Annotated in this window: 13 protein-coding genes; 6 read left to right on the top strand and 7 right to left on the bottom strand. The window is 66.7% G+C overall.

The window, feature by feature from the left end; genetic code table 11:
• Positions 1-99 precede the first annotated feature (99 nt).
• The 3 genes from CWT10_RS09440 to holA are packed head-to-tail and all read left to right on the top strand — an operon-like array spanning position 100 to position 3,640.
• The gene (locus tag CWT10_RS09440; protein ID WP_233188018.1) at positions 100-885 is read left to right on the top strand and encodes a helix-hairpin-helix domain-containing protein; all 786 of its coding nucleotides are present in this window, start codon (positions 100-102) and stop codon (positions 883-885) included.
• Positions 882-2,603, top strand: a complete 1,722-nt coding sequence (locus CWT10_RS09435; RefSeq protein ID WP_103062058.1) for a ComEC/Rec2 family competence protein — start codon at positions 882-884, stop codon at positions 2,601-2,603. The genes CWT10_RS09440 and CWT10_RS09435 overlap by 4 nt, the downstream gene beginning before the upstream one ends.
• 2 nt (positions 2,604-2,605) lie before the next feature.
• Entirely contained in the window at positions 2,606-3,640 is a 1,035-nt protein-coding gene (gene holA / locus CWT10_RS09430) for a DNA polymerase III subunit delta (RefSeq protein ID WP_103062057.1), read from the top strand.
• 64 nt (positions 3,641-3,704) lie between these two features.
• On the opposite strand, the gene CWT10_RS09425 is transcribed toward holA, so the two are convergent.
• From CWT10_RS09425 to CWT10_RS09415, 3 genes are all read right to left on the bottom strand, one after another.
• The gene (locus CWT10_RS09425) at positions 3,705-5,192 is read right to left on the bottom strand and encodes a DUF1846 domain-containing protein (RefSeq protein WP_103062056.1); all 1,488 of its coding nucleotides are present in this window, start codon (positions 5,190-5,192) and stop codon (positions 3,705-3,707) included.
• Between the two features lie 275 nt (positions 5,193-5,467).
• Entirely contained in the window at positions 5,468-5,728 is a 261-nt protein-coding gene (rpsT, locus tag CWT10_RS09420) for a 30S ribosomal protein S20 (RefSeq protein WP_103062055.1), read from the bottom strand.
• Positions 5,729-5,956: 228 nt separating this feature from the next.
• Positions 5,957-6,589 carry a type II toxin-antitoxin system PemK/MazF family toxin gene (locus tag CWT10_RS09415; RefSeq protein WP_103062054.1) on the bottom strand — a complete coding sequence of 211 codons (633 nt, stop codon included), beginning with the start codon at positions 6,587-6,589 and terminating at the stop codon, positions 5,957-5,959.
• Positions 6,590-6,769: 180 nt separating this feature from the next.
• Between CWT10_RS09415 and CWT10_RS09410 the strand changes: the two genes are divergently transcribed.
• The 3 genes from CWT10_RS09410 (at position 6,770) to CWT10_RS09400 (ending at position 8,871) form a co-directional block, all read left to right on the top strand.
• Positions 6,770-7,162 (top strand): GntR family transcriptional regulator, encoded by a 393-nt coding sequence (locus tag CWT10_RS09410; protein WP_233188017.1) that lies wholly within the window; start codon positions 6,770-6,772, stop codon positions 7,160-7,162.
• A complete protein-coding gene (locus tag CWT10_RS09405) occupies positions 7,159-8,043 on the top strand; it encodes an ATP-binding cassette domain-containing protein (protein WP_103062053.1) in 885 nt (294 codons plus the stop codon). Before CWT10_RS09410 ends, CWT10_RS09405 begins: the two co-directional genes overlap by 4 nt.
• Positions 8,044-8,184: 141 nt before the next feature.
• Positions 8,185-8,871, top strand: a complete 687-nt coding sequence (locus tag CWT10_RS09400) for a hypothetical protein (RefSeq protein WP_128683389.1) — start codon at positions 8,185-8,187, stop codon at positions 8,869-8,871.
• Here CWT10_RS09400 and CWT10_RS09395 read toward each other — a convergent pair.
• From CWT10_RS09395 to CWT10_RS09380, 4 genes are all read right to left on the bottom strand, one after another.
• Positions 8,868-10,178, bottom strand: a complete 1,311-nt coding sequence (locus CWT10_RS09395) for an ISL3 family transposase (RefSeq protein WP_103062545.1) — start codon at positions 10,176-10,178, stop codon at positions 8,868-8,870. The two genes, CWT10_RS09400 and CWT10_RS09395, sit on opposite strands and share 4 nt — an antisense overlap.
• 294 nt (positions 10,179-10,472) lie before the next feature.
• Complete coding sequence (locus CWT10_RS09390; protein ID WP_103061495.1) at positions 10,473-11,330, bottom strand: ABC transporter permease; 858 nt, start codon at positions 11,328-11,330, stop codon at positions 10,473-10,475.
• Between the two features lie 5 nt (positions 11,331-11,335).
• Positions 11,336-12,172, bottom strand: coding sequence for an ABC transporter permease (locus CWT10_RS09385; RefSeq protein ID WP_233187950.1), 837 nt, complete (start codon positions 12,170-12,172; stop codon positions 11,336-11,338).
• Positions 12,172-13,194 carry an ABC transporter ATP-binding protein gene (locus CWT10_RS09380; protein WP_233187951.1) on the bottom strand — a complete coding sequence of 341 codons (1,023 nt, stop codon included), beginning with the start codon at positions 13,192-13,194 and terminating at the stop codon, positions 12,172-12,174. The genes CWT10_RS09385 and CWT10_RS09380 overlap by 1 nt, the downstream gene beginning before the upstream one ends.
• Between the last annotated feature and the right edge of the window lie 167 nt (positions 13,195-13,361).

Raw genomic sequence — 13,361 nt, 5'->3', positions numbered from 1 at the left:
GTGCCCGCCGCCGTCCACAGTCGTGGTTCGACGCAGCCTTGGGCAGTGGTGTCCACAGGCGCCGAGACGGACGGGCACCGGACGCCCTACCGTCGACGCATGAGTGGAAAGCGGGTAGCGGACCGGCTGGGCAAACGTCCCCTGGCAGACTTCATACGGATCGCCTGCTCCACAGATCCGGCCGAGCCCGTGCGGCGTCCGCGGCGCCTCGCCCTCGCACCCAGGGCAGCTATTGGCCTAGGAGTTGTCCTGGTCGTATTTGCGTTGGCACTGGCGCTGCGCACCGTTCTAGTTGCGCCCCAATCCGGTCCGGAAGTCCGCACCACGACTACCGCTGCCGATGACGCCACTGCCGCGGCGATCCTACCGGTAACCGACCCGTTGGCCACCGCGGCCCCCACGGAGGCCGATGCGGGCGGAGAGATCGTCATCCACGTGGCCGGCGCTGTCGCCACCCCCGGCGTGGTCGTGCTGCCGGCGGGAGCACGTGTCATAGACGCCCTGAACGACGCTGGTGGCGTGCTGCCCGACGCGGACACCGACCAGCTCAACCTCGCCCGTATCCTGACCGACGGAGAGCAGGTGCGTGTGCCGCACCAGGGAGAGGACACCTCCACCTGGCAGGCCGATACCGGCACGGGTGATGCAGCCGACTCTAGCGGGGCGGACGGCGGTGGCTCGGCAGCGACCGACGGCCGCATCAATATCAACACGGCCACCGCGGCCGAACTGGAAAAACTGAGCGGCATCGGTCCCGCCCTGGCCCAACGCATCGTCGACTACCGCGCCGACCACGGCCCCTTCACCTCCGTAGACGAATTGACGAATGTCTCCGGCATCGGCGCCGCCAAGCTCGAGGCCCTCCGGGATGAGGCGACCGTATGAGCTCCACGCACGAGCTACCGCGCGAGCAACGCACTCATCGCACCGCTCCCGCTCCCTGGGACGATCCGGCAACGCTGCGCCGCCTGTCCCCACGGCACCGCGCCCGCCACGCCATTCGTGACAGTGCCCCGGAGCCGCTCGACCTGCGGCTGATCCCGTCCGCCATCGGCGCCTGGGCGGTAGCCTTCTGGGCTGTCGGGCTGGACGGGACCCGTCCCTGGATGCCGATTGCCGTGGTTGCTGGCGTGAGCGCTGCGGCGGCGATCCCTCTGGCCCTGGCCGCGGCCCGTTTCCGTCCGCCTCGTCATCGGCACGATCCTCGCCCCGGAGCTGATGCTCCCAATGGTGCTGCCGTCGGCTCGCTTACGGCCTCACTGCTAGTGGTGGCCTTGACGGTGACGGCGGTGCTTACGGCCGCCTCAGCAGGGTCCTGGGCACGCAGTCGCGACCCGCTGACCGTCGCCGCCCGGGAGAGGCGCACCGTCATCCTAGTCGGTACGGTCACTCGTACGCCGCGCGCCACCGCCACCGCCAGGTCGACCACGGTCCTGACCACGCTCACCGTCCACACCGTCGACGGCGCCCCCTCCAGGTTGTTGGCCACCGTGCTGGGAGGTGCCGACTGGCTCACAATCCCCATGGGTGCTCCCGTGCGTGTGCAGGCGCGTCTACAGGCTGCCGCCCCAGGCAGTGCCGAGGCCGCCATCATCGGCGCGAATGCCGACGTGAGCGTCACCGGCCCCGCCAACGGGATGCTCGGTACCGTCGGCTCCCTGCGCGACGGGCTCAGCGCCGCCGTCGGGAAGGAGCCCGCCTCGACAAGCTCCCAGACTGGAGCTCGCATGACCTGGCCGGCCGGCGCCCGCTCCCTGGTGCCCGGAGTCGCACTCGGCGACGATCACGCCCTTCCCGCACAGGTGCGCGAAGACATGCGCACAGTCTCAATGACCCACCTCACCGCCGTCTCGGGACAACACGTGGCTATCGTCCTGGGGCTGGTGCTGGCCGGCCTGGGAGTCCTACCCCGCTGGTTGCGCGCCGCCGTCGGCGCCCTGGTCCTGGCTGGACTGGTGATACTCGTACGTCCCGATGGGTCAGTGCTGCGGGCGGCGACCATGGGCGCCGTCATGCTCATCGGAGTTGCCGCAGGACGACGCTCCGCCTCCCTTCCCGCCCTGTGTGTCGGCGTGATCGCGCTGCTCCTGGCCGACCCCTGGCAGGCCCGCGACTACGGCTTCGCCCTGTCGGTGCTCGCCACGGCCGGTATTTTGCTCGGCGCCGCACCCTTGACGGCCCTGCTGGCGCGACGCCTGCCGCGTCCACTTGCGGCCGGGGCGGCCCTGCCACTGGTAGCCCAGATCGCCTGTGCCCCGGTGCTGGTGCTGCTGCGCCCAACGGTCGGCCTGTGGTCCGTGCCCGCGAATGTGCTGGCCGCCCCGCCCGTGCCCGTGGCCACCGTGTGCGGCATCCTCGCCGCCCTTCTCGCGCCGCTAAGCCCACATGCCGCCGCGGTGATCGCCTGGCCGGCGACGGCGTCCTGCGCCTGGTTGGCTTTGGTGGCCCGTGCCTTCGCCCGCCTGCCGGGCGCATCCATCGCCTGGCCGGGGCAGGTCGGCGGGGCGGTGCTCCTGGCCGGACTCGAGGTCGCGGCGCTAGCCGCGCTGTACTGGCGTCGGCGACGGCGCACACGCGACCCGGCCAGGCATGGCAGGCTATGACTATGGCAGCCAGATCCTCCCGCGGCACCCGCCGCGCCCCCGCAGGACCGGCCTGGGACGAGGTCGACCTGGCTCCGATCGTTCTGATTCGGGCGGGGGCGGAGCTGCTGGCCGACCGGGCGGTTGCCCGGCTGTTGGCCCGGGCACGCCAGCAGGATCCGGCTACGGAGATCACCACCGTTGAGGCCGCCACCTACGAGTCCCACCAACTTGACACACTTGTTTCTCCCTCCCTGTTCGGTGAGCCCAAGCTCGTGCTTGTTCCGGCCCTGGAGCAGATGACCGATGCACTGCTGACCGACCTGCTCGCCTACCTGCCTGCACCTGCCCCGGATGTCGCTGTGGTGCTGAGGCACAACGGCGGCCAGCGCGGAAAGAAGCTGCTGGACGCGCTAGCCAAGTCCCCCTACCCGGTGTGCACCATCCAGGCGGTAAAATCCGCCAAGGATAAGGCGGCCCTGGTGACCGCGGATGTGCGCCGGGCCGGACGCCGGATAGACTCCGACGCCGTCGGGGCACTGGTAGATGCGCTGGGAACCGATCTGCGGGAGCTGTGTGCCGCCGCCCAGCAGCTGATTGCCGACACCCAGGGCGCCATCACCGTTGATACCGTCAACACCTACTACGCCGGTCGCTTTGAGGCCACCGGTTTCACCGTTGCGGACGCCGCCGCGGCTGGGAACGTGGCCAAGGCCGTAACCGCGTTGCGTCATGCGATCGCCACCGGCACCGACCCGGTTCCCATCGTCGCCGCCCTGGCCATGAAGATCCGCCAACTCGCCCGGGTGGCGGCCATGGGGGGGCGGAGGGGGCTGACCGCCCGTGATCTGGGCATGGCGCCGTGGCAGGCGGAGCGGGCCCGCCGTGAGCTGACGGGCTGGTCCGATGACGCCCTGGCCGTGGCGATCCAAGCAGTCGCGCGTGCCGATGCGGAAGTCAAGGGCGCTTCGCGTGACCCCGTCTACGCCGTCGAGCGGGCCGTGGTCACCATCTGTGATGCCCGCCGCGGGCACCTGCCGACTGCGTCGGGACACTGAGACAGCGCCCAGTACCGTTCTGGTGAAACGACCTGTAGGCGCGAGCACACGGCAGTCGCCGCGGTCAGCGTTTCTTGTACAGCGTCTTGGTGGCGTAAACGGGCTCGTTGGTCACCTGGATGCCGAGCGCACGGAAGATTCCCTCATCCACCGGCCCCAGGATCGTCGAGGTGTGCACGTCGCAGCCCCGCAGACTGCCCAACTCGTCCAGTGCGCGGGCGGCATTGACGTCCCCGTTGGCCGACACCGCCAGGGCGATCAGCACCTCATCGGTATGGAGACGCGGGTTACGACTGCCCAGGTGGCGGGTCTTGAGTGTCTGGATCGGCTCAATCGACTCCTTGGCCAAAAGCTCCACCTCCGGGTCAATGCCGGCCAGTCGCTTGAGCGCATTGAGCAGCATGGCTGAGGAACATCCCAGCAGGGGGGAGGTCTTGCCCAACTCGATGGAACCTTCCGGCAACTCGATGGCGGCCGCTGGCGCACCGGTTTGCTGCGCTAGCGCCAACGCGGGCAACACGACGGGGCGGTCCTCCTTGGCGATGCCAAGCTTACTCATCAGCAGCGCGATGCGACCGGACTGTACGGGTTCCAGCATGTCCCGCTTCTCGGCGACCAGTGCCTTGTAGTAGCGGCGAATGACCTCCTGCTTGGAGGCGTGGCGACAGACCTGGTCGTCACTAATGCAGTATCCGACCATGTTCACGCCCATGTCGGTGGGGGATGAGTAGGGCGAAGTGCCGAGGATCTCCTCGAACAGTCGGGAAAGTACCGGGAACACCTCGACATCGCGGTTGTAGTTGACGGTCTGCACACCGTGAGCGGCCAGGTGGTAAGGATCAATCATGTTCACATCATCGAGGTCGGCAGTGGCGGCCTCGTAGGCGATATTGACCGGATGGTCCAACGGCAGGTTCCAGATGGGGAAGGTCTCGAACTTGGCGTACCCGGAGGCGATACCGCGCCTGTGGTCGTGGTAGATCTGGGACAGGCACGTGGCCATCTTGCCCGAGCCCGGGCCCGGGGCGGTCACGACGATCAGGTCTCGACTGGTCTCGATGTACTCGTTGCGCCCGTACCCCTGCTCGGAGACGATGCGGGCAACATCATTGGGGTAACCGATGATGGGGTAGTGGCGGTAGACGGGGATGCCGAGTTTATCCAGCTTGCGTTTGAACTCGCTGGCCTGTTGGTTGTCATCCGTCCACTGGGTGATCACGACGCCGCCCACGTACAGCCCGTAGTCACGGAAGGCGTCAACGTGACGGAGTACCTCATCCCCGTAGGAGGTGCCGTGATCGGCGCGAATCTTGTGGCGGGAGAAGTCCTTGGCGTTGACGGCGACGATGATCTCCACGTCGTCGGCCAGTTCGGCGAGCATGACGATCTTATTGTCGGGGGTGAAGCCTGGCAGGACACGGGAGGCGTGCATATCGTCGATGAGCTTTCCGCCGAACTCGAGGTAGAGCTTTCCGCCGAACTGAGCGCGCCTGTGGGCAATGCGTTCGGACTGCATCTTGAGGTACTTGTCCCGATCGAACCCGATACGCATGCGTTCTCCTTACGGTCGCCTGAAGTTGCGGCCGGGCGGGAGAGCGCCGGCCTGGCGAATGCTAACGCCATCGGCACATGCAGATGTAACTGATCCACTGGCTGGAAGTCGGATGCAACGGCACAGACCGGCGCCTTCGCGCCGATAACCCATTCCCGGCAGGAGCCCGGCGGCCAAGAGCTCGGGCGTGTTGCGCGGCAGGCATGGGCACACATAAGCAGGGACGCCTCTCCGATAAGAGACGCCCCTGCTGGCGCAGCTTGGTGCGCTACAGATCACATGGCGTTGACACGCTTGGCCAGCTTGGACTTACGGTTGCGGGCCTGGTTGCGGTGAATGACTCCCTTGGAGACGGCCTTGTCCAGCTTGCGGCAGGCCTTGCGCAGGTGCTCCTCGGCCGCCTGCTTGTCACCGGCCTCAACCGCCTCGCGCGTACGACGCACGTAGGTCTTGAGCTCGGACTTGACGGACTTGTTGCGCAGGCGGGCCTTCTCATTGGTCCTGATGCGCTTGATCTGAGACTTGATGTTCGCCACTGTGAGTGAAGCTTTCTGGTGTCTGAATGGTCAACGGCCGGAGAGAGGGTTGGCGCCGCGGGCGGACATGAGGTGGTGAAGCACCCGGCTGGCCCGGTCGCCGGACCCCGAAGCCGGCCAGGCCAGAGGTCCAAAGGGCACTCTAGCACCAGGCGCAGGCACTGATCCCGGCCGGATGAGCCCCGCTGACGTGAGGTGCGTCGCGCTACTTCCGACCGCCTCGTGCGGTCAGGCCCAGTGGACGCGCAGGGCAGTAACGACGCCGTTGAAGGTGGCCCGGTTCATGGTGGCACCCTCGCGGCGCACCACATCGGGTTCCACGAGCAGCAGCCGGTCCAGGCGCACCTCGCTGGGGCGGCCCTTGGAATCCCACGGCCCGGTGCCGACATGGTGCCAGTAGCGGCCCCAGCGAGCCTCCTGGGCGGCGTCGAGATCGTGGTCCTTGCTGGTCAGCTGCGCGACGACGAGTCGCTTGCCGTGCCGCGCCAGGACGAGTACGGGCCGGTCCTTGCCCTGGGTGGGGTCCTCCTCGAAGGGCACCCAGGTCCATACCACCTCGCCAGGATCGGCGTCGCCGTCGGAGTAGGGGGAGTAGGTGAAGTCCGGCAGGCCCAAGGAGGCGACGTCGTAGCCGGCGACGCCGTCGTGCGCGCCTGCGCGGGAGCTGCGGGCACCCGGCAGGGAGGTAGTGCGGGAGGCGCCTTGGCCGGCGCTTCCCGGCCGCTTTGGCCCGGAGTCGGCTACGGCGCGTTTGCGCGACTTCTCACCGGTGGCCAGCTCCTTCTCAATCGCGTCAGCCACCGCATCCTTGGCGGTGGCGGCGAAGATTCTGGCGATCCGCTTGAGCAGTGGGGAGGGCATGAGCGAGACCCTACAGTCGCCGGTGGGAGTTTGTGGATTTCTGGCTGACCGATGCGGGGAAGGTCTCCACAATGGCCTGGCAGGAGGCAGGCGACGGGGGCGAGGCAGCACGAGGCGGTTTGACGCCCATATGGTCATATGGTTCACTAGTCATGTAATGAACCAGTGAGGGAGTGTTCCGTGGAACTCGACTCGACCACGCCGATCTATAAGCAGATAGCCGACGACATCCGTCACCAGATCCTCATGAGGGCGCTGACTGACGGGGATCGGGTGATGTCGACCACCCAGTACGCCGCCACTTACCGGATAAACCCGGCTACTGCCGCCAAGGCGTTCGCTCAGCTGATCGAGGAGGGGCTTCTCGTCAAGCGTCGCGGCCTTGGCATGTTCGTAGCTGAAGGCGCCCGTGAACGTCTGATCGTCGCCGAGTACACCGGATTCATTGATCAGACCTTCTCCGCGGTTGTCCGCCAGGGGCTTGCGCTCGGTATCGACGCGAACGCCCTTACTGAACAGATCCGCGTCATCTACGCCGAAGACGCCACGAATCGGACCAGGAGCGAACGATGATCCGCATTAACTCCCTCACTCACACCTATCGTGGGACGACGGTTCCCGCGCTCGACGACGTCTCCGTGGATATCGCCGAGGGGTCGATCACCGGAGTGCTCGGCCCTAACGGATCCGGTAAGACCACGCTATTCCATGCTCTTGTCGGTTACATCGGGCCGGCCTCTGGCGCCTTCATCATCAATGGTCACGAAGTATCGCGAGAGCAACGGATCGCCCTGGGGGTGTATGCCGGCGACAATGCGTACTCCGCTGGTGTTTCTGTTAGGTCCTTATTGCGTCTGGTCAGTTGTCGGCACACCTGGGACGAGGGCAGATTTGCCCGACTCAGTGATCGTTTCCAACTCGAGCTCGGCGGTAGCCTCGGTCAACGGTCACAGGGCGAGCGCTCGCTCTTCGTGACCGCAATTGCTTTGGCCTGCGGTGCTCCGATCACAATGCTCGATGAGCCCACCGACGCGCTTGACGTTCCTACGCGCATGGCGTTGACGGAGGAGATCATTCGCGCTTCCACCGATGCTGCGGAGGCGGGGACTCCGCGTACGTTCCTGGTTGCCAGCCACCTGGTGTCCGAACTGGAGTCCCTGATTGAGAATGTCATCGTGCTCTCCGCGGGCAGGGTCGTCCGTGTGGATACCGCCGAGCGCCTGCGTGCCCACGCGCTGGCGCTTGTCGGTCGGCCCGAGGTGATCCGTCGGATCCTCGAGGCCGACGCCGAGTCCCGCATCCTCTCCGAGCGTCAACTCGGCCGCCTCGTTCGGATCGTCGCGACGGGGCTCACCGATGCCTGTCTGGACGCCCTCGTCGCCGCAGACGTCCAGGTTCAGCCTCTGTCGTTCCAGGACAGTTTCGTATCACTCATAGACCACAACATGGCCTGAAGGCTTCCGTGACCATGGTGCTGCATGTAGCTGGTCGAGCAGCGGACCGGATCGTGCTCGGCTCGGCCTTGTCGGGCTTGAGACCGAGGTACTTGTCCGTACGGGTCCGGCTGTTCTTATAACAACTAAGGACTATTTCGCATGACTATTCTTCCTCTTGCTTCAAACCGTGATGGACGCGCTGGTGGAGTGCTGCGGAAAGACTTGCTGCCCTTGCTCAAATATGCTCTCGGTGAGACGTTGTGGCTATGGTTGACGGCGGGTCTTATAACGGCCTTCAGTGGCTTGTTCAATCATGTGGTTCCATTGCTGACCAATGGGGCTATCAGACCCTTGGACGGTCTTGGTTTCGCAGCGAATTCAACTTGGATCTTGATGTGGACGCTCCTGCTGTTCACGAACGGGGTGCTGCAGGCAATGTCGGCTATGCCATATATGGCCTTGGCGGGGGTGGGTCCTCGTAGGGTCCGTGTCGTGAACTCTCTGAGCGTGTTGATCACTGTTGTTGGAGCGCTTCTTGTCTGGGCAATTGGCTTTCTGATTCTGCCTACCCAGCTGCATTTCACAGATAGGACGGCGCTTGACTCGTTGAAGCTGGGACCCGTGACTGGGTGGACCTCCGGCACTTGGTGGCAGGTTCTCATTATGGCGTTCATCTGGGTCGTGTTCGCCTCATTAGGTCAGGCGGTCGGGCATGCGTACAGACGAGGCCTTCGGCTCGCGCTCATGGTAGCCATGACATATGCGGTAATACTCATGGCATGCGTCGGATCCCTCAATCTCTTCCTCACGAACGGCGGCAGTGTTATCGCGGCTCTTCGCGTTTAGGGGTGTAGTAGCTGTTGTCTGAAGCCTCCGGCGTGGATGAGGCTGCGGATGGTGTAGTTGGTCAGATTCCTGAAGCCCAGGGCGATGCCGCGTAGGTGCTCCAGGCGGCCGTTGACTGCTTCAGTGGGTCCGTTGGATGTGCCGCGGTGGTCGAAGTAGGCGAGTATGTCTTCGCGCCGCTGGGCCAGGGTCTTGCCCAGCGACTTCAGCTCTTCGAGGGCGTCAGGCACGCCGGTGGTGAGGGTCTGCATCACTTTCTCCATCAGGGTCTTGCCCTGGGCGGGGGCCTTGGCGCGGTAGGCGGCCATGATCTTCTGATACACGCCCCACATGATCTCTACCGGAGTGTTGTGGGGGTCGGCGAACAGTTGTTCGAGACGCTCCCAGCCCTTGTCGCTCACCAGGCCCGCCCCGGTGCGCAGCAGCCTGCGGGCCTTGTACAGGGGGTCGTCCTTACGGCCCCGCCGCCCGGTGGTCTCGCGCTGGGTGCGGCGGCGGCACTCATCCAGCTTGTCCCCGGCCAGCGCGACCACGTGGAAGGGGTCCATGACCTCCGTCGCGCCGGGTAGGGCCTCGGCGGCGGCGGTCTTGAAGCCCGCGAACCCATCCATCGAGACCACCTCGATCCGGCTGCGCCAGTCCTCGTCGCGTTCCTGGAGCCATTGCTTGAAGGCCTGCTTGGAGCGGCCTTCGATCATGTCCAGCAGGCGGGAGGGGCCGGTACGGTCGCGCACGGGTGTAAGGTCGATGATGACGGTGACGTACTTGTCGCCCTTGCGGGTGTGCCGCCAAACATGCTCATCCACCCCGATGACCTCCACACCCTTCAGACGTCCAGGATCATTGATCAAGCGGTCCTTGGCCCGCTCAAGGACGGCCTCATTGGCGGTGTGCCAGGACACCCCCAGAGCTGCCGCCACACGCGAGATGGACATGAACTCCACCCCCACGGCCCGGATCGCCCACTCCTTGGCCGCCAAGGTCAGCCTCGCCCGCTTGGCGGCCGCACGAGACGCGTCCTGCCTCCACACACGCCCACAGCCCTGGCAGCGCCACCGGCGCAGCCGCACCAGCAAGTGGGTTGGGCGCCAGCCCACCGGAACATGCGCCAGCCGCCTCGCGACGGTCCCCACCGGGGCGCCCTGGGCCCCGCAGACCCGGCAGAACGCATCCTCCTCGCAGACCTGCAGCCGACACTCCACCAGTGCACCGCCGCCATCTATGCGCATGCCGGTGACAGTCAGTCCCAGCGCGTCCAGGCCCAGGAAACTAGCAAAATCAGGGGCAGCAAAGGTAGTCTCGGCCATGTCGAGGTCTCCGTGATCGGTGGTGTTCAGCAACCACCAATCATCGGGGACCTCGACCCCTACCCGCCCCTGCGACACGCGCACCCACGACTACCCCACCACCACACCCTCAAACACGAAGAGCCGTTATCGCCCTGTTCCTGTGCTTGGCCGCGCTGTCGTCGGTCATGCCGACGGCATGGGTGCTGGCAGGGGCCGGCCCGATACGTTCGGGCCGGTAGGGCATGACTGACCCGCTGACGATGACACCACTGGTCTGCTCCGCGTCCTCAAACAACCGGCAGACCTGTCCGGTCAGGCACGGGGCGTCGCCCTTCCGGCCGCGTAAGCCAGCAGTGCCCAGAAGACCGCACCGCCTGCCGCGGCCCAGGCCAGGATGGGGCCGACGCTGCTCCATTCCAGGCCGCCGGCGTCGGTCAGGGCGCTCGATCCAAGCGTCAGCGCCCGCGTCACCAGCGAGTAAGGCCACAGCCCTGCCAGGGACCGCGACTGGTAGGCGACGGCAATGCCGATGACGGCTCCCGCCAGCCCCAGGGCCACGGGCGCAGCGAAGGACCGCAGCCGCATCGACAGGGCCGACTGCCAGCCCACCAGCGGCACTGCCGCCACCACCGCCAGCAGTGCGCAGACCGTGAAGCCGATGGGCAGGCCCCCATCCAGGTGCAGGAGCACCAGACCTGACAGCCACGTGGCGATGACCAGGAGCATCTGCATGACCGCTAGCGGGACCAGGACCACAGTGGTCTTCGCCAGCGCTAGCGCCGCCGGTGAGTGCGGTGTCGTGGCCATGTAGTTCCAGGATGAGCTCCGGTGCTCGGGCCGCCACGCCGCCGCCACCAGCAGCGCGACGGCGATCGAGAAGAAGAACAGCCCGTAGAATAAGGTGACTTGGCTGGTGAAGGCCTCCAACGTAGGCGACAACACCGCCTGGTTCATCGCGAAGTTGACCGATCCGGAGACGACGGCGAGCACCGGCAGCACCGCCACGATCGACCACACCAGGGACCGGCGCAGCTTGAGCGCCTCCACCACCAGCAGTGCCGCCCACCCGGCACGACGCACGGGGCGGCCTGTGCCGCAGGATGCGGCCGGAAGAGCAGGGGTCGGTTGCGTTGCGCCGGAGGAGTCGCCGGGGCCGAAGAGGCCGGGCATGCTGATCACCTCTCTATCCGATCCAGTCGTGCGGTCACTAGCAGGAAGCAGGTGGCCGCCAGGCAGAGGAACCCCGCTATCCAGCCCATCGGGGGAGTCACGATCGCCACCTCGCCCAGGCGGGTGCCGGTCTGGGCGACGGGGCAGATCAGCGCCCAGTAGCCCCAGGGCAGCAGACGCGCCAGCCACTGCGGGGCGAGGAACATGTATACGGCGACGAATGCCCCCAGCAGACCCACTCCCACGCACAGGACCTGGTTGTCGACGAGTGCGGCGAGCAGGACGTGCAGCGCGCACATGGCCAGGTCAATGGCAACCAGGCCGATGGTGTAGCCGGCCCACGCCCATACCGGCAGCGGCAAGGTGGCGCCGACGGCGCGGGCCACGCCCGTCAGCGCCACCGTCTGCAATACCAGCGCCGGCACGAGCACGGCTGCCAAGGCTGAGAGCTTGGCCCGGCATAACCGTCCCGGCGTCAGCCCGGCCGTCGCAGCCAGGTACCAGCCGGCGGAGGCGTGCTCGATATCCGTCAGCCGACTGGCCACCACGGAAACCAGGATCGGGGAGAACAGGGCGTTGACCAGCGCATACTGCAGCAATAGCGCCTCCCAGGGGCGCCCGGCCGGATCACTCAGGCCAGCCTGGGAGGACGCGGTCAGCGGCGCGGCGAGCAGGAGAGCCGCCAGCTCCAGCACGACGACTACCACCGTGGTGTGCAGCCGCCGCGTCTTGGCCAGCTCCAACCGGACGGCGGCGGTGAAGGGGATGCGCCGTTCAGCGGTAGACGGGGATACGGCGCGTACGCTAGCGGAGGGGGCGGTGCCCCAGGACAGGGCAGTCATCACAGCGCCCCCGCTCCGCCAGTCAGGTCCATAAAGACGTCCTCCAGGCTCTGCGACTCGCGCCGCAACTCATGTACGGCAATCCCCTGCGCCACCAGACGTCGCACCAGCTCGGCTACGGCGTCGGGGGACAGGCCGGGGATGCGTACGCCCGCCTGCGTTGGAGTCATGACGCTCGGGCGGTCCGCTGCGGCGCCGGCCTGAGTTCCCGTCCCGAGCCCGGCCAGCAGCGCCGGCGTGACCGCCTCCGGCCGGGGTGTGACTAGCAGCAGGTCCGGCACTGAGCGACGCATGAGCTCGGCGCGCGTGCCCTGAAATACCAGGCTCCCGGCTGACAGGACGCCGATTACGCCCGCCATGCGGTCGATCTCATCAAGCAGGTGACTGGAGACCATCACCGTCACCCCCTCACCCGCCAAGGACACCAGCAGCTTGCGGATCTCCTCGATGCCGGCGGGGTCCAGACCATTGGTCGGCTCGTCCAGGATGAGTAGCTCAGGCTGCCGGGCCAGTGCCATGGCAATCCCCAGGCGCTGCTTCATGCCCATCGAGTAGGTCTTCACCAGGCGGTCACGGTGCGCGGTCAGGCGCACCAGGGCCAGCGCCCGCTTAACCTGCGCATCAGACAGTGCCAGCATCCGCTGCACCAGGCGCATGTTCTCCGCGCCGGTCAGGTGCCCGTAGCCGGGTGGCTGCTCAATCATGGAACCGATGCGCGCCATGAGTGCTCCCCGGTGGCGCCGGTCGAGTGGGGAGCCGAAAATGCGGATGCTCCCGGAGGTCGGCGTGAGCAGGCCCAGCAGCAGTTTCATGGTCGTGGACTTGCCGGAGCCGTTGGGACCCAGGAAGCCGTAGACGACGCCACGGGGAATTACCAGGTTGAGGCGGTCGACGGCGGTGCGTGCAGTGGCGCCCCTGCCGAAGGTCTTGGTCAATGCCCCGGTGACGACGACGGCGTCCGACGCTCCCGCCGCGGCGTCGCCCCGGTTACGCCCGGGATGGGTGAGTGCGACTGTGTCCATGCCCTGCAGCATTCCTGGTTGCGCCGCCGATGGCGTCAGGCCCGAGTCGGAAGTTCGGCTGCGTGCGGGCGCTGGACTCATACCCGGGTATGACGACCGGCTCCCGTCGTGCCGCTACCGTCGATCACCGGATGACGACCGGGGCGGGAGGTCCCGCTCGCGGGCGT

It is taken from the genome of Actinomyces qiguomingii (assembly GCF_004102025.1).
Classification (GTDB): Bacteria; Actinomycetota; Actinomycetes; order Actinomycetales; family Actinomycetaceae; genus Actinomyces; species Actinomyces qiguomingii.
Note: the sequence above shows the minus strand (reverse complement) of the source record. Positions and strands in the feature narration are given on the sequence as shown.